Source organism: Rhodococcoides corynebacterioides, from assembly GCF_019834675.1.
GTDB lineage: Bacteria > Actinomycetota > Actinomycetes > Mycobacteriales > Mycobacteriaceae > Rhodococcoides > Rhodococcoides corynebacterioides_A.
Genome location: NZ_JABUBU010000001.1, coordinates 225,931 through 248,680, shown reverse-complemented (window position 1 = coordinate 248,680; position 22,750 = coordinate 225,931). Strand labels below are relative to the sequence as shown.

Annotated in this window: 23 protein-coding genes and 4 tRNA genes; 14 read left to right on the top strand and 13 right to left on the bottom strand. The window is 70.7% G+C overall.

The window, feature by feature from the left end:
- Positions 1-5: 5 nt before the first annotated feature.
- Positions 6-890: an oxidoreductase gene (locus HQ603_RS01155; RefSeq protein ID WP_222682557.1), complete on the bottom strand. Its 885-nt coding sequence runs from the start codon at positions 888-890 to the stop codon at positions 6-8.
- A 114-nt stretch (positions 891-1,004) separates the two neighbouring features.
- Here HQ603_RS01155 and HQ603_RS01150 point away from each other — a divergent pair, with 114 nt between their 5' ends.
- Complete coding sequence (locus tag HQ603_RS01150) at positions 1,005-1,925, top strand: pseudouridine synthase (protein WP_222682556.1); 921 nt, start codon at positions 1,005-1,007, stop codon at positions 1,923-1,925.
- On the opposite strand, the gene HQ603_RS01145 is transcribed toward HQ603_RS01150, so the two are convergent.
- The gene (locus HQ603_RS01145) at positions 1,840-2,955 is read right to left on the bottom strand and encodes a hypothetical protein (protein ID WP_261773187.1); all 1,116 of its coding nucleotides are present in this window, start codon (positions 2,953-2,955) and stop codon (positions 1,840-1,842) included. The genes HQ603_RS01150 and HQ603_RS01145 overlap by 86 nt on opposite strands.
- 70 nt (positions 2,956-3,025) lie before the next feature.
- Here HQ603_RS01145 and HQ603_RS01140 point away from each other — a divergent pair, with 70 nt between their 5' ends.
- The 3 genes from HQ603_RS01140 to HQ603_RS01130 are packed head-to-tail and all read left to right on the top strand — an operon-like array spanning position 3,026 to position 4,974.
- Positions 3,026-3,487, top strand: a complete 462-nt coding sequence (locus HQ603_RS01140) for a hypothetical protein (protein ID WP_222682555.1) — start codon at positions 3,026-3,028, stop codon at positions 3,485-3,487.
- 43 nt (positions 3,488-3,530) lie between these two features.
- Entirely contained in the window at positions 3,531-4,685 is a 1,155-nt protein-coding gene (locus HQ603_RS01135; RefSeq protein WP_222682554.1) for a M4 family metallopeptidase, read from the top strand.
- A 1-nt stretch (position 4,686) separates the two neighbouring features.
- Positions 4,687-4,974 carry a protealysin inhibitor emfourin gene (locus HQ603_RS01130; RefSeq protein WP_222682553.1) on the top strand — a complete coding sequence of 96 codons (288 nt, stop codon included), beginning with the start codon at positions 4,687-4,689 and terminating at the stop codon, positions 4,972-4,974.
- A gap of 26 nt (positions 4,975-5,000) precedes the next feature.
- Here the strand turns inward: HQ603_RS01130 and HQ603_RS01125 are convergent, their stop codons facing one another.
- From HQ603_RS01125 to HQ603_RS01105, 5 genes are all read right to left on the bottom strand, one after another.
- Positions 5,001-6,251, bottom strand: a complete 1,251-nt coding sequence (locus HQ603_RS01125; RefSeq protein WP_222682552.1) for an FAD-dependent oxidoreductase — start codon at positions 6,249-6,251, stop codon at positions 5,001-5,003.
- A 110-nt stretch (positions 6,252-6,361) separates the two neighbouring features.
- A tRNA-Phe gene (locus HQ603_RS01120) sits at positions 6,362-6,438 on the bottom strand.
- 47 nt (positions 6,439-6,485) lie between these two features.
- Positions 6,486-6,559, bottom strand: a tRNA-Asp gene (locus tag HQ603_RS01115).
- 143 nt (positions 6,560-6,702) lie between these two features.
- Positions 6,703-6,775, bottom strand: a tRNA-Glu gene (locus HQ603_RS01110).
- Between the two features lie 110 nt (positions 6,776-6,885).
- Positions 6,886-7,539, bottom strand: a complete 654-nt coding sequence (locus HQ603_RS01105) for a ScbR family autoregulator-binding transcription factor (protein ID WP_222682551.1) — start codon at positions 7,537-7,539, stop codon at positions 6,886-6,888.
- A 420-nt stretch (positions 7,540-7,959) separates the two neighbouring features.
- On the opposite strand from HQ603_RS01105, the gene HQ603_RS01100 reads away from it, so the two are divergent.
- The 5 genes from HQ603_RS01100 to phoU all read left to right on the top strand — a co-directional run bounded on the left by HQ603_RS01100 (position 7,960) and on the right by phoU (position 13,415).
- Positions 7,960-8,032: transfer RNA gene (locus tag HQ603_RS01100), tRNA-Lys, on the top strand.
- A 312-nt stretch (positions 8,033-8,344) separates the two neighbouring features.
- Positions 8,345-9,313, top strand: coding sequence for an acyl-ACP desaturase (locus HQ603_RS01095; RefSeq protein ID WP_222682550.1), 969 nt, complete (start codon positions 8,345-8,347; stop codon positions 9,311-9,313).
- A 160-nt stretch (positions 9,314-9,473) separates the two neighbouring features.
- Positions 9,474-10,613 carry a tRNA dihydrouridine synthase DusB gene (gene dusB, locus HQ603_RS01090; protein ID WP_222682549.1) on the top strand — a complete coding sequence of 380 codons (1,140 nt, stop codon included), beginning with the start codon at positions 9,474-9,476 and terminating at the stop codon, positions 10,611-10,613.
- Between the two features lie 60 nt (positions 10,614-10,673).
- On the top strand, positions 10,674-12,662 hold the full coding sequence (locus HQ603_RS01085; RefSeq protein WP_222682548.1) for an LCP family glycopolymer transferase: 1,989 nt from the start codon (positions 10,674-10,676) through the stop codon (positions 12,660-12,662).
- Positions 12,663-12,737: 75 nt separating this feature from the next.
- Positions 12,738-13,415, top strand: coding sequence for a phosphate signaling complex protein PhoU (phoU, locus tag HQ603_RS01080; RefSeq protein ID WP_222682547.1), 678 nt, complete (start codon positions 12,738-12,740; stop codon positions 13,413-13,415).
- Positions 13,416-13,509: 94 nt separating this feature from the next.
- On the opposite strand, the gene pstB is transcribed toward phoU, so the two are convergent.
- The 6 genes from pstB to HQ603_RS01050 form a co-directional block, all read right to left on the bottom strand.
- Entirely contained in the window at positions 13,510-14,286 is a 777-nt protein-coding gene (gene pstB, locus HQ603_RS01075; RefSeq protein ID WP_222682546.1) for a phosphate ABC transporter ATP-binding protein PstB, read from the bottom strand.
- 16 nt (positions 14,287-14,302) lie between these two features.
- Positions 14,303-15,199, bottom strand: coding sequence for a phosphate ABC transporter permease PstA (gene pstA, locus HQ603_RS01070; RefSeq protein ID WP_222683146.1), 897 nt, complete (start codon positions 15,197-15,199; stop codon positions 14,303-14,305).
- Positions 15,200-15,243: 44 nt separating this feature from the next.
- Positions 15,244-16,281 (bottom strand): phosphate ABC transporter permease subunit PstC, encoded by a 1,038-nt coding sequence (gene pstC, locus HQ603_RS01065; protein WP_222682545.1) that lies wholly within the window; start codon positions 16,279-16,281, stop codon positions 15,244-15,246.
- Between the two features lie 88 nt (positions 16,282-16,369).
- Positions 16,370-17,467, bottom strand: coding sequence for a phosphate ABC transporter substrate-binding protein PstS (gene pstS / locus HQ603_RS01060; protein ID WP_222682544.1), 1,098 nt, complete (start codon positions 17,465-17,467; stop codon positions 16,370-16,372).
- Positions 17,468-17,690: 223 nt separating this feature from the next.
- Entirely contained in the window at positions 17,691-18,578 is an 888-nt protein-coding gene (gene mshD / locus HQ603_RS01055) for a mycothiol synthase (RefSeq protein ID WP_308126356.1), read from the bottom strand.
- Positions 18,579-18,580: 2 nt separating this feature from the next.
- Entirely contained in the window at positions 18,581-19,387 is an 807-nt protein-coding gene (locus HQ603_RS01050) for a winged helix-turn-helix transcriptional regulator (protein WP_222682543.1), read from the bottom strand.
- Positions 19,388-19,511: 124 nt separating this feature from the next.
- Between HQ603_RS01050 and HQ603_RS01045 the strand changes: the two genes are divergently transcribed.
- The 5 genes from HQ603_RS01045 (at position 19,512) to HQ603_RS01025 (ending at position 22,725) form a co-directional block, all read left to right on the top strand.
- Positions 19,512-20,291 (top strand): LmeA family phospholipid-binding protein, encoded by a 780-nt coding sequence (locus HQ603_RS01045; RefSeq protein ID WP_222682542.1) that lies wholly within the window; start codon positions 19,512-19,514, stop codon positions 20,289-20,291.
- Positions 20,288-20,734: a thioredoxin family protein gene (locus HQ603_RS01040; RefSeq protein WP_222682541.1), complete on the top strand. Its 447-nt coding sequence runs from the start codon at positions 20,288-20,290 to the stop codon at positions 20,732-20,734. Before HQ603_RS01045 ends, HQ603_RS01040 begins: the two co-directional genes overlap by 4 nt.
- A gap of 302 nt (positions 20,735-21,036) precedes the next feature.
- Positions 21,037-21,525 carry a DUF4395 domain-containing protein gene (locus HQ603_RS01035; RefSeq protein ID WP_222682540.1) on the top strand — a complete coding sequence of 163 codons (489 nt, stop codon included), beginning with the start codon at positions 21,037-21,039 and terminating at the stop codon, positions 21,523-21,525.
- 52 nt (positions 21,526-21,577) lie between these two features.
- Positions 21,578-22,414, top strand: coding sequence for a sulfurtransferase (locus HQ603_RS01030; protein ID WP_222682539.1), 837 nt, complete (start codon positions 21,578-21,580; stop codon positions 22,412-22,414).
- Positions 22,415-22,416: 2 nt separating this feature from the next.
- Positions 22,417-22,725 (top strand): DUF1416 domain-containing protein, encoded by a 309-nt coding sequence (locus HQ603_RS01025; RefSeq protein WP_222682538.1) that lies wholly within the window; start codon positions 22,417-22,419, stop codon positions 22,723-22,725.
- Positions 22,726-22,750 lie beyond the last annotated feature (25 nt).

Sequence of the window (22,750 nt, the reverse complement as noted above, 5' to 3'; positions counted from 1 at the left end):
GACGACTAGAACGTGTAGGTCACGCCCGTGAGCTTCTCGGACCTCTCCCAGAGCTCACGGGCGGTCCGCTCGTCGCGGGACGCCTTGTTGGACCCCACCTTCTTCGGATGGCCGGCCACCTCGAGCAGGCCGTCCGGCCCGTAGTACCCACCCGGTGTCACCGAGGGGTCCGTGGCCGCGAAGAGCGCCGGCAGCGAGCCCATGTACGCGCTCTGCGCGAAGAGCTTGTCGCTGATGGTCGAGAAGAAGTCCTGGTAGGACTCGGTCCGACCGGTCAGCTCGGTCTTCGAGTACCCGGGGTGCGACGCCGCGGCGGTGACGGTGGATCCGGCCGCACGCAGGCGACGGTCCAGCTCGTACGTGAACAGCAGGTTGGCCAGCTTGGACTGCCCGTAGGCCGCCCAGCGGTTGTACTTGCGATGCTCGAAGTCGAGGTCGTCCAGCTTCAGCCCCGGAATCTGGTGGGCGAAGCTGCTCATGGTGACCACGCGGTCCTTCACGCGATCGAGCAGCAGGCCCGTGAGGGCGAAGTGGCCCAGATGGTTGGTGCCGAACTGCATCTCGAATCCGTCGGCCGTCCGTCCGAACGGGACGGCCATGATGCCGGCGTTGTTGATCAGCACGTCCACGTCGCCGGTGTTCTCGGCGAACTCGCGGACCGAGGCGAGGTCCGCCAGGTCGAGACGACGCACCTGCGCCCGCTCCCCGATCTCCGCGGCCACCGGCTCGGCCTTGGCCACCGTGCGGCACGCCAGGATCACGGTGGCTCCGGCGCGCCCGAGCGCCTTGGCCGCCTCCGCGCCCAGACCGGAGTTGGCCCCGGTGATCAGGAACGTCCGGCCCGTCTGGTTCGGGATGTCGGTCTCGACCCACTTGTGCTTCGTCGTCACTGTGTCCCCCTGCTCGTCGGCACCGCGGCGGAGCTGCCGCGGTGCCGACAGTAGCCAAGACGGGAGTGCCGTGCCGTGGGCGCCGGGCGCGATCGACCCGCCTAGGGTCGTCGGGTGCCCGCTCCGCTGCCCGTCCGCGACGGGTTGAACCCCACCCGGATCCGTCTGCCCGACCCGCCGGCGGAGTACCCGACCGTCGTGGCGTACCTCCGGGCTCGGTTTCCCGACGACGCCGACGCGCTGGCGGCGAAGATCGACGCGGGCGAGGTGGTCGACGCGCGGGGCACCCCGATCACCGCGACCACGCCCCTGGTCCCCCGCGCCGACGTGTGGCTCCACCGCGATCCCCCCGTGGAACCGGAGGTCCCGTTCGCGCTGCCGGTGCTGCACGCCGACCGTGACCTCGTCGTGGTGGACAAGCCGCATTTCCTGGCCACCACGCCGCGGGGACGATTCGTCGTCCAGTCCGCGCTGGTCCGCCTGCGCCGCGACCTCGGCAACGACGAGCTCTCCCCCGCGCACCGGCTCGATCGACTCACCGCCGGGGTGCTGGTCTTCACCGCCCGCCCGGAGGTGCGTCGGGCCTACCAGGAGCTGTTCGCCGCGCGCGCGGTGACCAAGATCTACGAGGCCGTGGCCCCGGTCGGCGACGTCCCGACCCTGATCCGCAGCCGCATCGTCAAGACCCGAGATTCCCTCCAGGCGCGCGAGGTGCCCGGCGAGGTGAACGCCGAGACCCGAGTCGAGATCGTCGACACCGCCGGTGATCTCGCGCTCTATCGGCTGCGTCCGTCGACCGGGAAGACGCATCAGCTCCGGGTCCATCTGGCGTCGGCGGGCGTGCCGATCGTCGGGGATTCCCTGTACCCGGCGCCGCGGGAGGTCGCCGTCGACGACTACCGGGACCCGCTGCGCCTGCTCGCCCGCAGCATCGCGTTCGACGACCCCCTCACAGGCGCACCGCGTCGCTTCGAGTCCGCGCGGAGCCTTCCGCCGTTCGGACCGCCAGCCGATGCGAGATCGCCGCGAGGGTGACCAGCCCGATCGCGAGGTTGCTCAGGGCCGCGAAGCCGATCTGCGCGAAGTCGACGAGCGCGCCGAGCAGGGCGTAGACCAGCGCGGCGACACGCAACCATCGCAGCGGCCAGAGCTTGCGCGTGCGGTGCAGCGCGATCACCGCGGGCAGGCCCAGCGCCACCGTGATGCACGCGGTGACCCAGAGAATGCCGCCGGACACCGTCATCCGCTCGACGGTCACCTCCAGATCGTCCGTCGCGACGTCGACGCCGCCGGTCACCAGCGCGAGCACCCCGCCGATCACCCCGAGCACCGAGGTGATCACCATCAGCCACGCGAGGACCGGGACCCACCGCGGACTCGTCACCCAGCGCGGCAGCCGAGAGCGGAGGTGTACGCGCAGCCCGGCCGCGCCCGCCGACGCCGGCGCGCTGCGGCGCAGGAGCACGTCGAGTCCGGCGACCACGTCCGGATCGGCGCCGGCGAGACGCGCCCGATCGAGCAGCTCCAGGCCCTTCTCACGGCGGTGCGCGGGCAGCCCGCCGGCGACGCCGTCCGCCGCGATGGCCGCGGCGTTCGCGAGGCACTCGCGCGGCGACGGCTCGGCCGCGTCCCGCAGCACCCGCGTGGCCACCAGCACTGCGACGATGGTGACGTACATGATTTCCGACGCCGGCCCGTAGAAGTAGTCGTTGTCTCTCGTGACGAACTTGCCCACCTCGTCGAGGAACAGACCGAAGCCGATCCCGCCGAGCACGACGGCCACCACCCGCGCCCCGTAGCCGAGGAAGAGCCAGCCGATCACCAGCGCCGCCATCATGCCCGCGCCGCCCCACAGGGCGTGCGCGATGTGCAGGGTCCCGTTTCCCACCTGCGGGTAGTCGGTGATCTCGAGGTACGCCCGCGTGATCAGGATGGTGGCGACGGCGACGATCACGAAGGACTCCACCGCGGAGGTGCCGTGGGCGCTGCGCACGGCGGAGCGGCCGCGGCGCCGCGCTCCCCCGCCGTCGGCGGTGTCCGCTCGGTCGACCGGAGTTGTGGCCATCGCCAATTATGGGCACCGACCGTGCGTGACGGTCTCGATCCGAGGGCATCGGCGTCGATAGACTGCGCCGATGAAACTCGTCGCCACCGTCGTCACCGCCGCCGCCGCCCTCACCCTCGTGCTGTCCGGGTGCAGTTCCGAAGATCAGCAAGCCGCGCAGGACACGGCGGGCAACGTCGCCGAGAGCGCCCAGAACGCCGCCGAGGGTGCGGTGAGCTCGGCCCGCTCCGCCGCACCGGGCCTCGGCTCGAGCGCCGAGAGTCTCGGCGACCGGGCGGGATCGGTGTTCGACGACGCCAAGCGCGCCACCTTCGTCGCCGCCTACAAGGCCCAGTTCTCGGCCCTGTCCGAGGGCAAGTCCGACGAGGAGATCGAGGCCCTGCTCGGCGGAATCTGCCAGCAGATCCAGGACGGCAAGGACGAGGCCGAGGTCAAGACCGACATCGAGGCGCAGGCCACCAACAACGGCAACGCCCCCAGCGCGGACGAGGCCGGCCGCATCTTCGACCAGGCGAAACTCGCCTGCCCCTGATCGTCGCCGCGAGGTTGTCGGCGGGGCGGGTTAGCGTCGCAGCATGACCGCCCACCCCGTCCGCACCGCCCACCCGTTCGCCGGGTGTCCGGGTGTCGTGCCGCCGTACCTGTTGCAGCGGCTGGCGTCCGCACCCGCCGAGCGCAGCGCCCGGCTCGACACCGCACCGTCCGTCGCGGAGCGCACGCTCGCGCTCGACGCGGAACTGCGCCTGCGCCGGGACGGGGTCCGCGCCGGGTCGGCAGGCGGCTCCCGCGGCGCGGTGGCGGGCCGTCTGCAGCGCACCGTCGCCGACGCGAAGGGCACGCAGACCCTGCCCGGTGACGTCGTCCGGCGAGAGGGCGAACCCGCGGTGGGCGATCCCGCCGCGGACGAGAGCTACGACGGGCTCGGCGTCACCTACGCCCTCTTCGACGAGGTGTACGGCTGGTCCAGCCTGGATGGGCGCGGTCTGCCCCTCGACGCCACGGTGCACTACGGCGAGCAGTACGACAACGCGTTCTGGGACGGCACCCGCATGGTCTTCGGCGACGGGGACGGCGAGGTGTTCACCCGCTTCACCGTCTCGCTGTCGGTCGTCGCGCACGAACTGACGCACGGGTTCACCCAGTACACCTCGCAGTTGGAGTACGCGGGCCAGTCCGGGGCGCTCAACGAGTCGATCTCGGACGTTTTCGGCGTCCTCGCCGAGCAGCGTGCGCGCAACGAGAACGCCGAGGACGCGTCGTGGCTGGTCGGCGAGGGCCTGTTCCTCCCCGACGTGCAGGGCACCGCGCTGCGGTCGATGCTGCGCCCCGGCACCGCGTACGACGACGACGTGCTCGGACGCGATCCCCAACCGGCGGACATGGCCGGGTACATCGAGACCACGGAGGACAACGGCGGCGTCCACCTCAACTCCGGCATTCCCAACCGCGCGTTCGCCGAGGCCGCCGTCGCACTCCGCGGGCCCGCCTGGGACCGGCTCGGTCAGGTGTGGTTCGACACCTGCACCGGCGGAACCCTCACGCCCACCGCGGACTTCGCCGCCTTCGCGGCCGCCACCGTCGCCGCGGCGTCGGAACGGTACGGGGCCGGGTCCGACGTTCACCGCGCCGTCGTGCAGGGGTGGACTACCGTGGGTTTGGGACAGGGCTTGGGACAGGGCCTCGAGCAGGGCGGATCCGACGCTCCGGACGAGGCGAGCAGGAGGACGTGACGTGGACATCGTGGTGGTGCGGAGCGGCGGCGTGGCGGGCATGACCCGGCGCGGCGCGGTGGACACCACCACGCTGGGCGACGCCGCCTCCGAGTGGGAGCACCTGGTGCAACGCGCACTGCCGCAGATCACCGACCTGCCCGCGCAGGTCGACCGGCGCACCCGCGACGCCTTCTCCTGGACCCTGAAGATCGGCGAACATCGCTGCGAGACACCGGATTCCGCACTCACCGGGCCGCTGCGGGAACTCGCGGAGCGCACCCTGCGCGAAGGCCGCCGCCGACCCTGAGGCCCCGACCCTTCGACCGGCTCGCCTCAGCCGAGCATTCGGGCCACCGCGGCCGCCGCCCGTCCACCCGAGACCAGCGCACCCTGGATCGACGGGGTGTCCCGGTGGTCGCCGGCCGTCACCAGTCGCTCGCCGGTGCGCAGAGGCCGTCGCAGCGACGATCCGGCCGCCTGGACGGGAAGCGCCCGCGACACGTCGTGCCGGACGATCACTCGCCACGACGCGACCGAGGCGCCCCACAGACGACCCACGTCGGCACGCACGTCGGCTTCCGCGGCCGGTCCATCCTTGCCGAGCAGCGTGGTCGCCTGCACCAGCGTGCGCCCGGCCGGCGCGTAACCCGGTGCGACGGCGCTCATCTGAGCGGTGTTGACCACCACGCCTCCCGCTCCGGAGATGCGCAGGAACGGGTCCGGTTTTACCCCGTCGGCCTCGAACCACCACGTCGACAGACCCCGCATCGGGGACGTCTCCGCCGACGTCAGGGCAGCGGCGTCGACGGCATCGGTCGCGACCACCACCGCGCGAGCGCGCAGCGTGGTCCCGTCCGCGACCCGAACCTCGGGAACGGCACCGTCGGCGATGCGCTCGACGCGCGCGGAGTACGTCACGTCGACGCCCTCGACCCGTGCGAGCTGCTCGGGGAACGCCTGCATGCCGCGGTCCGGAACGCCCGGCGTCGCCAGGAGGAAGCTGCGCAGCACCAGCCGGACGTAGCGATCCGAGGTGTCGCCGACCCCGTCGGCCAGGACACCGCTGAGGAACGGCGCCAGGATCGACTCGCGCAGCGGTCCGCGCACCCCCAGCCGGTCCCAGTCGTCGGCGAGGGCCGCGTCCGGCGTGGACTCGAGCCGCCGAACCGGTCCGAGCGCCGGGAGCGCCCACCGCGCGGCCCCGACCACGGTGCGTGGCCGCAGGAGCCCGAGCCCGGCGGCCGACCGCACCGTTGCGGGGAGCAGACCGGGATGCCGCGTCGGGTCGGCGAGGGTGCGGGCCCGGCCGGACCCATCGACCACCCGCACACCCCGACCGGCGGTCCGCAGATCCAGCGCGTCGACGTCGACGTGACGACGCACGGCCGGGTACGAGGGGTTCAGCAGTTGAAAGCCGCGATCGCACCGGAACCCGTCGACGACGTCGGTTCGGATGCGTCCGCCCGGTGCGGTGTCCGCATCCAGAACGCGGGCGGTGAGGCCGCGGCGGTGGAGGGCGGCGGCGCAGCGCAGGCCGGCGATCCCCGCCCCCACCACGATGACGTCCGCGTCGATGTCGCTCATGCGGTGTCGGTACCCATCCGGCGCTCGCGCGTACCGGGGGCGGGAAGGCGACGCGGCGCGACCGACCCCGGACAGCAGAAAAGCCACCCGTCACCAGGTGGCTTTCATCGTGGTGGCCAGAGCCGGGATCGAACCGGCGACCTTCCGCTTTTCAGGCGGACGCTCGTACCAACTGAGCTACCTGGCCGGAGATGTCCGATCGAACTGCTGGACACCGGTCGTGCACATGTCTTGCGACCCTGACGGGACTCGAACCCGCGACCTCCGCCGTGACAGGGCGGCGCGCTAACCAACTGCGCCACAGGGCCTTGCTGTACTGCTGGTAGAACCGAACTGCTGGTGAATCTCTCCTGCGCTTGCCCGGAGAACCTTACTGCATCTCCCGGCTGGAACAAATTCGCTCCGTCGGGGGTTGTCGAACCCGTCTCGATGCTGTCACCGCACCGCTACGTACCCCCTACGGGATTCGAACCCGCGCTACCGCCTTGAAAGGGCGGCGTCCTAGGCCGCTAAACGAAGGGGGCCCGCCGAATTGCTCCGGCCTCACCCTCCGGCGGTGTGCCGTTGGGAGCTTCGATAGACTAGAACACCGTCGCGGAGAGTTCCAAATCCCCAGCTCAGACGGCATTTTAGATCAGACCTCGGCTGCGACCGGCGAGAGGACGTCGCGCCACCCGCGGGCACGCCAGTCGTCCAGCCACTCCGGGGACGCCATGGCCATGAGGAGCACCTCGAGCGACTCCTCGAACAGCGCGGCGAGGTCGGTCTCGTCGGCCGAGAGGTCCGACATGTACCGCTGGCCCGCGAGGGAGGTCACCAGCACACGCGTGAAGCGGTGCGGATCGATGTCCGCGCGCAGCAAGCCGTCGCGATGCGCCTCGGCGGCCAGGTCGTACGCCGTCTTCCCCCAGATCGCACCCGCACCCTCACGAATGGTGGCGTAGAACTCGGGCTCGATGATGAGGCGGAACTCGGCCCGCACGACGACGCTCTCGTCGAAGGACCGCGCCAGCTCGACGATGAGGGCGTGCAGCCATTCGAGGGCGTCGACGCCCGCCGGACGTGGTGTCGACATCACATCCCGGTACTTCTCGCCGGCCGTCTGCAGAACGGCGCGGGCGAGATCCTCCTTGGAACTGAAATGGAAGTACATCGCGCCTTTGGTGGCACGCGACCCTTCCAGAATCGTGTTCACCGATGCGGCGGTGTATCCGCGCTTGCTGAACTCGTGGGCCGCGGCCTCAACGATTGCCGCACGGGTCCGTCGGGCGCGTTCTTGCTGTGCCATTGCGCGTGTGCCTCCGAATTGGGCGCCTCGCGGCGCCGTGAAAGTGACGCGATCGTAACCGACAACCCTGAGAACACCCTCGAACGCGCCCGAAAACAGCCCGGGAGTGCCGATTGTTCGGCGGACCCCGCCGATTCGTCCGGTTTTCACGGCGACACGCGTTGTGCGCGAACCCGGTCCGGTACGACTGGGTGCCAGGAGGGGAATCGGATGAATCGACCCGTCGTCACCGATCGTACGCGCGCCGTGTCCTCGCCCCCCGGATTTCCCGTGCGGCGGACCGCACCCGATTCGGCCACGGACGACAGTGGCGGTCGATACGGCGGTGCAGTCGATACGGCAGCGCAGTCGATACGGCAGCGCAGTCGATACGGCAGTGCACTGGGGGGACACGACGGTGAGTACACTTCTGCCTCGTCCGCCCCTATAGCTCAGTTGGTAGAGCTACGGACTTTTAATCCGCAGGTCCCAGGTTCGAGCCCTGGTGGGGGCACCGAGACGACGGATCCGACGCTCCCCCGTCGGACGTCGCGACACGCACCGGACCGCCGTGGTCGGCACAGGCCGCCCCGCCGGTCTTACGGAGATGTCACAGCCGGTCGAGGCCGGTTCGCGGGCCTATACTCGAACCGGTCGGCACGTGTGCCGGTTATCGGACTCGAACCCCGTTCGGTCGGCGATACCGAGGCGCGCGCCAGGAACGCCGACGCGGAGGGCGCGGTACGGCGGGACCCGTCGAGACACCCCACGTCGCGGTTACGGTGCCGTAGGCTGTCTCGGATCGACATCGACACGGAGGATTGGCATGGCACGGGATCTGACCCAACTCGAGCTGCTCAGCGAGCTGCAGCCGGTTGCGGAGGAGAACTTGAACAGGCATCTCTCCATGGCCAAGGAGTGGCACCCCCACGACTACGTTCCGTGGGACGAGGGCCGGAACTTCGCCGCTCTCGGAGGTGAGGACTGGTCCCCGGAGCAGTCCCAGCTCGACGAGGTGGCCAAGGCCGCCATGATCACGAACCTCCTGACCGAGGACAACCTGCCCTCCTATCACCGGGAGATCGCGGAGAACTTCTCGCAGGACGGCGCCTGGGGCACCTGGGTCGGCCGCTGGACGGCCGAGGAGAACCGCCACGGCATCGTCATGCGCGACTACCTCGTGGTGACCCGCGGCGTCGATCCCGTCGCTCTCGAGAACGCCCGCGTCGAGCACATGACCAACGGCTTCGCCTCTCCCGCCGGCGAGCAGGGCGACCAGATGGGCTTCCTGCACTCGGTCTCGTACGTCACGTTCCAGGAGCTCGCCACCCGCGTGAGCCACCGCAACACCGGCAAGGTGTGCAACGACGCCGTCGCCGACCGCATGCTCCAGCGCATCGCGGCCGACGAGAACCTGCACATGATCTTCTACCGCAACCTCTGCGGTGCCGCTCTCGAGCTGGCTCCGGACCAGGCACTGAAGGCCGTGTCGGACATCGTGCAGAACTTCCAGATGCCCGGCGCCGGTATGCCGAACTTCCGCCGCAACGGCGTCCTCATGGCCAAGCACGGCATCTACGACCTGCGTCAGCACCTCGAGGACGTCGTCATGCCGGTCCTGCGCAAGTGGAAGATCTTCGAGCGCACCGATTTCGGCCCCGCGGGCGAGCAGACGCGGGAGGACCTCGCCGCGTTCCTCGAGAAGCTCGAGGGCCAGGTGCTCAAGTTCGAGGAGCAGCGCGACCGCATGCTCTCGCGCGAGGCCGCCAAGCGTCAGGCAGCGCAGGCGTCCTGACCGCCCCGGGCGAGTCGTTCCGGTCGAACTGGCCGTGACCGCCCCGTGACCCGTATTCTGGAGCGATGCCCGGTCGCCGTCCGACGGCGGCCGGGCATCGTCCTGTTCCTCGGCCGACACCTGCGTCGGCCCCCGAGAGTGTTTGGTGCGTGATGTCCCCATGGCCTTGCAGATCGGCTCGTTGACGCTGCGAAGCCCGGTGGTTCTCGCCCCCATGGCCGGCGTCACCAACGTCGCCTTCCGCACGTTGTGCCGCGAACTCGAGGACGAGCTGACCGGCTCGACGTCGGGCCTCTACGTGTGCGAGATGGTCACCGCCCGCGCGCTGGTCGAGCGGCAACCGGCGACGTTGCACATGACCACGTTCGGCCCCACCGAGACGCCGCGCTCGCTGCAGCTCTACACCGTGGACCCGCAGACCACGTACGACGCCGCGAAGATGATCGTCGACGAGGACATGGCCGACCACATCGACATGAACTTCGGATGCCCCGTCCCCAAGGTCACCCGCAAGGGCGGCGGTGCGGCACTGCCGTACAAGCGGTCGCTGTTCGGGTCCATCGTCGCCGCCGCGGTGCGCGCCACCGAGGGCACCGACGTCCCGGTGACGGTGAAGTTCCGCATCGGTATCGACGACGCCCATCACACCCACCTCGACGCCGGCCGCATCGCCGCCGGTGAGGGGGCTGCCGCCGTCGCACTGCACGCGCGGACCGCGGCGCAGCGGTACTCGGGCACCGCCGACTGGTCGGAGATCGCGCGGCTCAAGGACCACGTCCGCGACGTTCCCGTGCTGGGCAACGGCGACATCTTCGACGCGGACGACGCCGCGCGGATGATGACCGAGACGGGTTGCGACGGCGTCGTCGTCGGTCGTGGGTGCCTCGGGCGTCCCTGGCTGTTCGCCGAACTGTCGGCGGCCCTCCGGGGCACCGAGCGTCCCACTCCGCCGACGCTCGGCCGGGTCGCGGACATCATGCGTCGGCACGCGGCGTTGCTCGCCGACCACCACGGCGAGGACCGCGGGTTGCGGGAGATGCGCAAGCACGTCGCCTGGTACATGCGCGGCTTCCCCGCCGGGTCCGATCTCCGGCAGAAGATGGCGACCGTGTCGACTCTCGTCGAACTCGACGGCCTGCTCGACCAGCTCGATCCCACCGTGCCGTTCCCGCCGGACGCCGAGGGCCCCCGCGGACGGCAGGGGTCGCCGTCGTCGGTCGCGTTGCCGGACGGCTGGCTGGACGATCCCGAGGACTGCGCCGTCCCCGCGGGCGCCGACCTGATGCACTCCGGCGGATGATCGTTAGAATCGCGTCGATCGCGCGACCCGCGGTCGGTGCACGAGAGGGAGACCGCACGCGTGGGTGACGACGACGAGGCACGCGCACCCGGCGTCGGCGGACGTGCCCCGTGGGAACGCCCGATCTCCCGTCTGTCCGGACCCGACGCCACCCCCGGTGACCATCCCGCATCCGACGAGCCGACCCCGGCCAACGCCCCCCGCGCCGCGGCCTCGGACGACTCTCGCGCCGCGGACCTCGACGACCAGGACGCGCGACTGTCGGTCGCGGAGCTGGTGGACAAGGTCGCGCGCATCACGTCCCGTCGCCGCGACCAGGCTGCGGCCCCGAGCGCCGAGCCGCTCACCGGCGAGCAGGCGCCTCGGGAGGCCGACCCCCGCGAGCCGGCGGCCACCGAATCCGCTGCCGATCCCGCCGAGTCCCCCGGGGACGATCCCACCGTCGTGATGCCCGCGGCGGCGCCGCGCAAGGGCCCCGAGGCCGTCGGGGCGACCCCGCCGCCGGCGCTGACTCGCCTGGCGCTGTCCAAGGCCCGCAAGCGCGCCCGCCTGCGCCTGGCCGGACGGGTGTCGGTGGCTCTGGTGTCGGTGATGGCGCTGCTGCTCACCGGCATCGTGTGGGGCTACCTCCGCGCCACCGACCGCGGTTTCGCGCAGGTGTCGGCGCTGGACACCGAGTCCACGGACGTGGTGGACGCGCCCGGCCAGTACGGCGACGAGACCTATCTGATCGTCGGCACCGACACGCGGGCGGGGGCCAGCGGTGAGATCGGCGCGGGCACCGAGCTCGACGCCGAGGGCGCCCGGTCCGACACCGTGATCCTCATCAACATCCCGGCCGATCGCAGCCGCGTCGTCGCGGTGTCCTTCCCCCGCGACCTCGACGTCACCCGGCCGGAGTGCCAGGCCTGGGACTCGGCCACCGGCGACTACACCGACGAGGTGTTCCCGGCCGCGGACGGCGACAAGCTCAACGCCACCTACGCGCTCGGCGGGCCGAAGTGCCTGGTCAAGGTCATTCAGAAGATGTCCGGTCTGCGGATCGGGCACTTCGTCGGCATCGACTTCGCCGGCTTCGAGTCCATGGTGGACGAGGTCGGCGGCGTGGACGTCTGCACCACGCAACCGCTGATCGACGACGAGCTCGGCACCATCCTCGCCACGACCGGCGAGCAGCGTGTGGACGGACGCACCGCACTGAACTACGTCCGCGCCCGCAAGGTCGAGGCGGAGGGGACGGGCGACTACGGCCGCATCAAGCGTCAGCAGGTCTTCCTGTCGTCGCTGCTGCGGTCGGTGCTGAGCAACCGGGTGCTGTTCGATCCGAGCAAGCTCAACGGCTTCGTCACCGCGTTCACCCGCGACACGTTCGTGGAGAACGTCAAGACGTCCGACCTGCTGACGCTCGGCAAGTCGCTGCGTGGAGTGGACGCGGGTGCCGTCACGTTCCTCACCGTCCCGACGGCCGGAACCACGTACTACGGCAACGAAATTCCGCGGACGGACGACATCGAGGCCATCTTCCGGGCCGTCATCGACGACCAGCCCCTGCCGGGTGAGCAGCGGTCGACGGAGTCCACCCCCACCCCGGAGGACACGCGCGCGACCGCGACCGCGCCGCAGACCGCGCTCGATCCCTCGGCGGTGTCCGTGCAGGTCTCCAACGGCTCCGACGTGGGCGGGCTCGCCGCGACGACGGCCGAGTCGCTCGCGGCGTACGGCTTCTCGATCGTGGGCACCGGCAACGCCGACGCCACCACCACGGGGCCGACCGTCGTCCGCTACGGACCGGGGTCGATCGCGGAGGCCGCCACGGTCGCCAGCGCTCTGCCCGGCGCCGTGCTCGAGGAGACGACGTCGCTCGGCGGCATCGTCGAGGTGGTGCTCGGAACCGCCGCCCCCGGCACCGACCCGGGCACCGTCGTCGCCCCCACGCCGGTCGGCGAGACGCTGCCGACGTTCGAGACGGCCGTCGGCGGCGCCCCCACCGACGTCGCCCTGCCGGGCGACCTCACGGTGACCAACGCGGCCGACGCGACCTGCATGTAGTCGGCCGCTCGGCATTCACCCGCCGTTCACCGCCTGCATCCCGGTCCGACCATGCCCCGGGCCTAGAATCGGTCCATGCGCGTGGCTTACAACGAACAGATGACCGAACTCGCCGACACGCTCGGTGAGATGGCCGGACTCGCCGGTCAGGCCATGGAGCGGGCCACGCAGTCCCTCCTCCAGGCCGACCTGCGCATCGCCGAGCACGTGATCGGCGACCACGAGAAGATCACCGATCTCAGCGCCCAGGCCGAGGAGCGCGCGTTCGCTCTGCTGGCACTGCAGGCGCCCGTCGCCGGCGACCTGCGCTCGGTGGTGTCCGGCATCCAGATCGTCGCCGACATCGAGCGGATGGGGGCCCTGGCCCTGCACGTCGCCAAGATCGCCCGGCGCCGGCACCCCGCCCACGCCCTGCCCGAGGAGGTCAACGGCTACTTCGCCGAGATGGGACGCATCGCCGTCGCCCTCGGCGCCTCCGCCCGCGAGGTCCTCGAGACCCGCGATCCCGAGCGGGCCGCCAAGCTCCGCGAGGAGGACGAGGCGATGGACGATCTGCACCGGCACCTGTTCAGCGTGCTCATGGACCGCGAGTGGAAGCACGGCGTCGCCGCGGCCGTCGACGTGACGCTGCTGGGCCGGTTCTACGAGCGCTTCGCCGACCACGCCGTCGAGGTCGGTCGCCGCGTGGTCTTCCTCGTCACCGGCGAGCTGCCCACGGACATGCCGACCCCGCCCGCGCAGCACGTCAACTGATCCCTCCGCGTTCGGTCGCGGTCGCCACGAGCGAACCGAGAAGGGCGCCCCTCCTGCGGGAGGGGCGCCCTTTTCGGTGTTCGGGGTGGACTCTCTAGCCGAAGCGGCCGGAGATGTAGTCCTCGGTGGCCTTCTGCGACGGGTTGGAGAAGATCTTCTCGGTGTCGTCGATCTCGATGAGGTTGCCGGGCTTGCCGGTCGCCTCGAGGTTGAAGAACCCGGTCTGGTCGCTGACGCGGGCGGCCTGCTGCATGTTGTGCGTGACGATCACGATGGTGAAGTCCTTCTTGAGTTCACCGATCAGATCCTCGATCGCGAGGGTCGAGATGGGGTCGAGCGCGGAGCAGGGCTCGTCCATGAGCAGCACGTCGGGCTGCACCGCGATGGCGCGGGCGATGCACAGACGCTGCTGCTGACCGCCGGAGAGGCCGCCGCCCGGCTTGTCCAGGCGGTCCTTGACCTCGTTCCAGAGATTGGCGCCCTTCAGCGAGGCCTCGGCGACCTCGTCGAGCTCCTTCTTGCTGCGGCCGCCCTGCAGCTTGAGTCCGGCCACCACGTTGTCGCGAATGGACATGGTGGGGAACGGGTTCGGGCGCTGGAAGACCATGCCGATGGTGCGACGCACGCCCACCGGGTCGACGCCGGCGCCGTAGATGTCCTCGCCGTCGAGCTTGACGGAGCCCTCCACGCGGGCACCCGGCGTCACCTCGTGCATGCGGTTCAGCGAGCGGAGCACGGTGGACTTGCCGCATCCGGACGGGCCGATGAAGGCCGTCACGCTGCGCGGCGGAACGGACAACGTCACGTTCGACACGGCGTGGAACTTGCCGTAGTAGATGTTGACGTCCTCGAGATCGAGTCGTTTTGCCATGACGAAAGCCCTTCGGTCAGAAACTCTTGGGGGCGAAGAAGCGGGAGACCAGCTTCGCGCCGATGTTGAGCACCGCGACGATGAGGATGAGGGTGAGCGCTGCGCCCCACATCCGCTCGCTGGTGAGCGCGGCCGTACCGGCTTTCTGCAGGTCGACCATCATGAGCGGCAGCGAGGTCTGCGGCCCGGCGAACAGGTTGAAGTTGATCGCGGTGGCGGATCCCACCAGGATCAGCACCGGCGCCGTCTCGCCCATGACGCGAGCGAGCGCGAGCATGATGCCGGTGACGATGCCGGACAGCGCCGTCGGCAGGACGATCTTGGCGATCGTCTTCCACTTGGGCACCCCCAGCGCGTACGACGCCTCGCGCAGATCCTGCGGCACGATGCGCAGCATCTCCTCCGCGGACCGGACGATGACCGGAATCATCAGCAGCACCAGCGCGAGCGACACGGCCAGACCGGAGCGATCGAAACCGAACGTCGCGATCCACAGGGCGTAGACGAACAACGCGGCCACGATGGACGGCACGCCGGTGAGGATGTCGACCATGAACGTCGTCGCTCGGGCCAGCCGCCTGCCCTGCCCGTACTCCACCAGGTAGATGGCGACGAAGATGCCGATCGGGATGGAGATCGCCGCGCAGAACAGGCCTTGCAGCAGGGTGCCGACGATGGCGTGATACGCGCCGCCGCCCTCACGGAACGGGGTGACACCCGCCTGCGAGAACATCCACCAGTCCGACGTGGCGACGGCGCTGATCCCGCGCGAGACGACGGTGTAGAGCACCCACACCAGCGGCACGAGCGCGATCAGGACGGACAGCGAGACCAGGACGGTGGCGATGCCGTCGGACGCCTTGCGGCGCGCGGAGACGCCCTGGAACGTCGGCTGCTTGACGGGTCGGTCCATGGTGGCGGTGCCACCGGCCGTGCTCGCGGCGGTGTCGGCCACGGTCAGTCCTTCTTTCCGGCGATGGCGGCGCGGGCGCCGGCGTTGACGAGGAAGGTCAGCACGAACAGCACGAGTCCGGCGGCGATGTACGCACCGGCCTGCAGCTCGTTGTTGAACTCGGCAGCGGCGAGGGCGATCTTGGTGGCGAAGGTGTTGCCGCCGTCGAAGAGCGTCCACCCGAACGTCTGCTGGGTGCTGCGGATGATGATGTACAGCGCGATGGTCTCGCCCAGCGCGCGACCGAGGCCGAGCATCGAGCCGCTGACGAACCCGGACTTGCCGAACGGGATGACCGTGGTGCGCACGACCTCCCAGCGGGTGGCGCCGAGGGCGAGGGCGGCCTCGATCTGGCCCTTCGGGGTCTGGACGAACACCTCGCGGGTCACCGCGGCGATGATCGGCAGGATCATGACGGCGAGGACGATCGCGCCGGTGAAGATGGTGCCGCCGCCGGCGATGGACACCGATCCGGTGGCGAACAGCGGGATCCACGACAGGTTCGTGTTCAGCCACTCCGCGACCGGCGAGATGGCCGGGGCCAGCACGTAGAGGCCCCAGAGACCGAACACGATGGACGGCACCGCGGCGAGCAGGTCGATGACGTACCCGAGCGGGCCGGCCAGACGCTTCGGCGCGTAGTTGGTGAGGTAGATCGCGATGCCGAGAGCGACGGGCATCGCCAACACGAGCGCGACGATCGACACGGTCGCGGTGACCAGGAAGAGGTCACGGACACCGAACAGCATCGCCGAGGTGTCGGACGTCGACCACTGACCGTTGTAGGTGAAGAAGTTGACCGTGTTGTTCTGCAGCGCGGGAATCGCCCGCCACAACAGGAACGCCCCGATGGCCGCGATGAGGACGATGACGAACACACCCGAGCCGGTGGCCAGGGTGGAGAAGATCCGGTCACCCGGCCGGGCGACCGTGTTCTTGCTCTTGGTGTCGGGCACAGGCGTCGGCGCTTCCGTCCTCCGAGCGACACCGGCCGCGGTGGTCGAGGCCGGGGTGATGCCGCTGATCGAATGAGTGTCGCTCATACCGCTCACAGTCTCGTGTCGTGGGGGTACGGCGTCGCCTGCACCGTGATCCGTGGTGTCGGGCATGGTGCAGGCGACGACCAGTGTGTCAGGAAATGGCGTTGATCGCGGTCACCAGACGCTCCTTGAAGCTGTCCGGCAGCGGCACGTACCCGGCCTCCTCGAGGCCCTCCTGGCCCTCGTTGGCCGCGCTGAGCAGGAACGACTTGACCGCGGCCGAGGTGTCGGCGTCGTAGCCGGCCGAGCAGACGATCTCGTAGGTAGCGAGCACCAGCGGGTAGGAATCCGGCTCGCTCGACGAGAAGAGCGCGTCGGTGTCGAGCACGAGGTCGTTGCCCTCGCCCGAGAAGGTCACCGCGTCGATGGCGCGGGCGGCGGTCTCGCTGGTCAGCTCGACCGGGCCGGCACCGAAGTCGAGGCGCGCGGTGGTGAGGTTCTCCTGATCGGCGAAGCCCTTCTCGACGTAGGTGATCGAGCCGGGGGTCGCGGCGGCGGCCTGCGCGACACCGGACGAGCCGTTGGCGCCCTCGCCGACTCCACCGGCCCAGTCCGAGCTGTGGTCGAGGGTCCAGGACTCCGGCGCGGCGTCGGAGAGGAAGCGCTGGAAGTTGTCGCTGGTGCCCGAGGAGTCGGAGCGGTAGATCGGCGTGATGGCCGTCGACGGCAGGGACTTGCCCTCGTTGATCGCGGCGATGGCCGGATCGTTCCAGGTGGTGATGCGGCCGGTGAAGATCTGGGCGACCAGATCGGGCGTCAGCACCAGGTCGTCGACACCGTCGAGGGTATAGGCCACGGCGACCGGGCCGAAGACCAGCGGCAGGTTCCACGCGGGGTTGCCGGCGCAGCGCGTCGCGGCGTCCGCGGCCTGCTGCTCCTTGATGGCGGAGTCCGACCCGGCGAAGTCGACCAGGCCGGCGACGAACTGCGTGCGGCCGTTGCCGGACCCGCTGACCGTGTACTCGACGGCCTGACCGGCGCACACGCCGGAGTACACCGAGGTGAAGTTGGACATGGCGTTCTGCTGGGCCGACGAGCCCTCACCGGTGATCGGGCTCTTGCCCTCACAGGTCGCCGCGGACTCGCTGCCGCCGGCGGCCTCGACGTTCGCGTCGCTGCCACATGCGGCCAGCGTCATTCCGCCGGCGGCCAGGACACCCAGAAGGGCAATGCTGCGCTCGAGCTTCACCTGTCTCCTCCAAGACCAGCCTCGACCGGTCGAGAGGGACCGGCGGGCACGAGAGATGCGGTGACATGACCGCAACGGGCAACACGCGTTGCCCGCAGCGAAAGGTAAGCGCCCTGCGTGGACGGATCCCCCCGAGTATGTGAACGGGAGGTGAACAGCACGCCCGGACCCCCGGGGCTCGGGTGCGATCTTCGTCTCACCGACGGCCGACGGCGCCCGTCCGTCAGCGGCGCGCGAAGGCGGTGTCGGTGTGGAACCGCGTGAAGCCGAGCCGATCGTAGGTGTGCACGGCGGCGGCGTTGTCGGCCTCGACGTAGAGGAGCACCGCCGGCAACCCGGCGTCGACGAGGTGCCGGACACCGGCGAGGGTGAGCACCCGTCCCAATCCGCGACCCTGCTCGGCCGGATCGATCCCGACGACGTAGACCTCGCCGAGCGCCGGGTCGGACCCGGCCGGCGGATGCACCTTGGTCCAGTGGAACCCGAGCAGCCGGGTGTCGTCGTCGGCGGGCGTGGCGACGAAGAGTCCGGCGGGGTCGAACCACGACTCGGCCGTGCGCTCGTCGATGTCCGCCTGCGTCCATCCGCCCTGCTCCGGATGCCAGGAGAACGCGGCGTTGTTGACGCGCAGGATCTCGGCGTCGTCGCCGGGACGGTACGTCCGCACCGACACACCCGCGGGCACCGTGAGATCGGGCAGCGGCTCGGTGGACGGCCGACGCATCTGCAGCAGCTCGCGCGCGACGGTCAGGTCGAGGCGCTCGGCGACCCGCTGCGCGGCGGGCAGCAGACCGTGCGCCCACACGCGCGCCGCGGGCACGTCGAGCACGTGGTCGACCAGCCGGGTCCCGACGCCGCGACCACGGTGATCGGGATGGACCACCACCTCGGCGATCTGCGGCGCCGAGTCCGTCGCCGCCTCGACCACCGCGTAGCCGACGACGGTCTCGCCGTCGAGGGCGAGGACGTGACGACCGTCCCCGTGCCCGCGCAGCGCGCGGACCGCCTGCTCCGAGAGCGGGGCGGCGCCGTCGACGGTGGTGGCCCGGTCGAGCGCCTGCTCGACGGCCTCCCGCTCGCTGTCGGTGGGGCGCCGGTCGGCCAGGTGCACGGTCACGTGAGCAGCTCGTTTCTCGGGTCGGTGCGGGACTCGTCCGGCCCGGCGAAGTCGTCGTCGGTCGCGTCGGTCTCGGCAGCGCCGGAGTCCGGATCGGTTTCGGTAGCGCCGTTCTCGGCGGTACCGCCCTTGCGCGACGACGGACGAACGGCCTTGTAGCCGACGTTGCGGACGGTGCCGATGAGGGACTCGTACTCGGTACCCAACTTCGCGCGCAGGCGTCGGACGTGCACGTCGACGGTGCGGGTGCCGCCGAAGAAGTCGTAACCCCACACCTCCTGCAGCAGCTGCGCGCGGGTGAAGACGCGCCCCGCGTGCTGCGCGAGGTACTTGAGGAGCTCGAACTCCTTGTAGGTCAGGTCCAGCGGGCGACCGCGCAGCCGCGCGGTGTAGGTGCCCTCGTCGATGACCAGCTCGCCGAGCGTGATCTTGCCGGTGGCCTCGGTGTCCGCGACACCGCCGTGCCGACCCGCGCACAGACGCAACCGCGCGTCGAGCTCCGCGGGTCCGGTGGTGGGCAGGAGGATGTCGTCCACACCCCACTCGGCGTTGACGGCCACCAGACCGCCCTCGGTGAGCACCGCCACCACGGGAACGGAGGATCCGGCCGCGCCGAGCAGCCGGCACAGACCACGCGCCGCGGCCAGATCGGTGCGGGCGTCGACCACCGCGACGTCGGCGTTGCCCGCCTCGAGCAGGGACGACACGTCGGCCGGAACGGGGCGCACGTGGTGCGCGAGCAGCGTCAGGGACGGCAGCACCGAATCCGGGTTCGCGTCGGAGGTCAGCAGCAGCAGCTCCATGCGGCCCTCCTCGTCTCGGGTGTGCGCCGAAGGACAGACTAGCCTGTGGCACGGGCGATGCCGGGTCACGGCGGCCCCGCCCGGCGGACGCACGACGGGTGCACTCCAGGGAGGTGGAACCGCGGTGCGCAAACTGATCGTCGGGCTGGTCGCCCTGGTGGCCGTCCTGCTGGCCGTCGACTTCGGGGCAGCGGCGTACGCCGAGTACCGCGTCTCCCGCGCTCTGCGCGACGGCGGCGACCTGGTGTCGGACCCCGACGTGACCGTCCACGGGTTCCCGTTCCTGACGCAGTTCGCCGACGGCCGGTACTCCCGCGTGGAAATCCGTGCCCGCGAGGTGCCGACGCCCTACGTCGAGAAGACCACCGTCGAGGCCACCCTGCGTGACGTGCGCATTCCCCCGTCCGACCTGGTCGACGGCGGCGTCCGCACCGTCCCCGTGGGGGACCTCGACGCCCGCGTGCGCATCGAGGCCACCGACCTCGGCCGGTTCCTGAACATTCCCGACCTGCAGGTGTCCGCACCGCCGGCGGACCGATCCGACGGCACCGGTGGTTCCGGCGGGTCCGGCGAGACCACGGCGGGTGCGGTGGTGCTGTCCGGCACCGTGCCGGTCGGGCCGATCGACACCGCGGTGAGCGTGACCGCCGAACTGCGTCTCGACGGCGGCGGGGTGTCGATCGTCGCGACGGACCTCTACTTCGGGCCCGAAGGTGAGGCGGACTACACCATCCCCGACTTCCTGAAGCCGGCGGTGCTCGGCCTGTTCACCCGCACCATCGACGAGCAGCAGCTGCCGTTCGGCCTGCGTCCCACCGAGGTGACCGCCGAGGGCGGGCAGATCGTCATCGAGGGCGAGGCCGAGAACGTCACGATCGATCTCAGCGAGATCCGGACCTCGTGATCGGCATCGCAATTCTCCTCGCCGTCGTCGTGGTCGCGGTGCTGATCGGCGTCGTGGTCCGACGCCGCGACGGGGCGGTCCGCGCGGCCGGCGGTACCGGACCCGACGCCGGACGTCGACGGGCCCTGATCGCGGCCGGCGCCGCCGAGGGGTCGGTGACGGTGCTGCATTTCTCCGCCGAGTGGTGCGGGCCCTGCAGTGCGGTCCGACGCGTGGTCGCCGCCGCCGTCGACATCCTGACGGGCGAGGGGCACCGTGTGCTCGACGTCGAGGTCGACATGGAGGCCGACCCCGCACTGGCCCGCGACTTCCGCGTCATGTCCCTCCCCACCACCGTCGTGCTCGACGGCGACCTGCGTGAGCGCTTCCGTGCGTCGGGCGTGCCGTCGTCGGCGGACCTACGCGCCGCGGTCACGGCCGCGTCGAGGCCCGACGCCGGCTGACGACCGTCGGGAACCACCCGCCTGCCGGAAGTGCGGGGACCCGGGTACGATGGGCGCCGTGATCGCCAGCCGCGAGCTTCTGCTCACCCGACGCCGCACAGTGGATCTGTGCCGCCTCGGCGGCTGTTGCTGCCGCTGCCGCTGAATCACCGGCTCTCCCCGCCGACCGCACTCGCGTGCGACGCGCCCCGATCGGGCCCCTCCCGCGACCGCGTCGGTGCCCCGAGGACGAGCCACCTCCCGACACCGCCGCGTCCGGCCGTGTCCCTCCCCGGTTCGCAGCCCACCCCGCAGGAGCATCCGTGTCCCGTGTCCACACCGATTCGTCCCCCCGCACCGTCCCCCGGGTCGACGTGCGCGGTCCCCGCACCGTCGCCTGGGTCACCACCGTCGTCCTGGCCGTCGTCCTCCTCCTGGCCGGAGTGAGCGTCGCCGCCGCGGCCGTCGTCCTCGGTGTCCAGACCGTCGTCTTCGCGATCGGCGCCGTGCGCGGCCCCGCCGGCCATCCGTACCGCGTCGTGCATCGGTCGCTGGTCGCCCCGCGCCTCGGCCCGGTGACCGAGACCGAGCCCGTTCCGCCGCTGCGGTTCGCGCAGGCGGTGGGGTTCGTCTTCGCCGTCGTCGGGACCGTCGGGTTCGCCGCCGCGCTCCCGGCCCTCGGGTACGTCGCCACCGCGTTCGCGCTGATCGCGGCCATCCTCAACGCCGCCTTCGGCCTCTGCCTGGGGTGCCGGCTCTACCCGCTCGCGAGCCGGCTGCTGCCGGCCCGCACCACCGCCGTCCCGTCCTGATCCGACCCCGCTCCACCTACCGAGCACCGACAGCACCACCGAAAGGAAACCCATGGCCCGCTCCGACGTCCTGGTCTCTGCCGATTGGGCCGAGCAGAACCTGAACGCTCCGAAGACCGTGTTCGTCGAGGTCGACGAGGACACCACCGCCTACGACGGCGGCCACCTCGAGGGTGCCGTCCGCCTCGACTGGAAGAAGGACCTGCAGGACCCCGTCCGCCGCGACTTCCTGAACCAGGAGCAGTTCTCGGACCTGCTGTCCGCGCGCGGCATCGCGAACGACGACACCGTGATCCTCTACGGCGGCAACAACAACTGGTTCGCCGCCTACGCGTACTGGTACTTCAAGCTCTACGGCCACCAGGACGTCAAGCTCATCGACGGTGGACGCAAGAAGTGGGAGCTCGACGGACGCCCGCTGTCCAAGGACACCGTGGAGCGCGAGCGCACCCACTACCAGGCGCAGACCCCGGACCTGTCGATCCGCGCGTTCCGCGACGAGGTCATCGACGCCATCGGCACCAAGAACCTCGTCGACGTGCGCTCGCCCGACGAGTTCTCCGGCAAGATCCTCGCGCCCGCCCACCTCCCGCAGGAGCAGGCGCAGCAGCGCGGCCACGTCCCCACGGCCATCAACATCCCGTGGAGCACCACCGCCAACGAGGACGGCACCTTCAAGGACGACGACGCCCTCGAGGCCCTGTACAAGGAGAAGGGCTACGACGACGAGAAGGCGACGATCGCCTACTGCCGCATCGGCGAGCGGTCCAGCCACACCTGGTTCGTGCTGAAGGAACTGCTCGGCAAGTCGGACGTGAAGAACTACGACGGCAGCTGGGTCGAGTACGGCTCCCTCGTCGGAGCACCCATCGAGCTGGAGGTTCGCTGATCATGTGCGGAGCACCCGTCCAGGGACAGACCCTGCCCGCCGGCGTCGACGTCGAGAAGGAGACCGTGATCGTCGGTCGCGTCCTCTCGGCCACCGACCAGCAACCCGTCGGCGGCGCCTACGTCCGCCTGCTCGACTCCACCGGTGAGTTCACCGCCGAGGTCGTGGCGTCCGGAACCGGCGACTTCCGCTTCTTCGCCGCCCCCGGCACGTGGACCCTGCGCGCCCTGTCCTCGACCGGCAACGGCACCGCCACCGTCGCCCCCGAGTCGGCCGGCGTGCACAGCGCCGACGTGCTCGTCGAGAAGTAGCCGCACCACACAGCAGCCCCGCCCC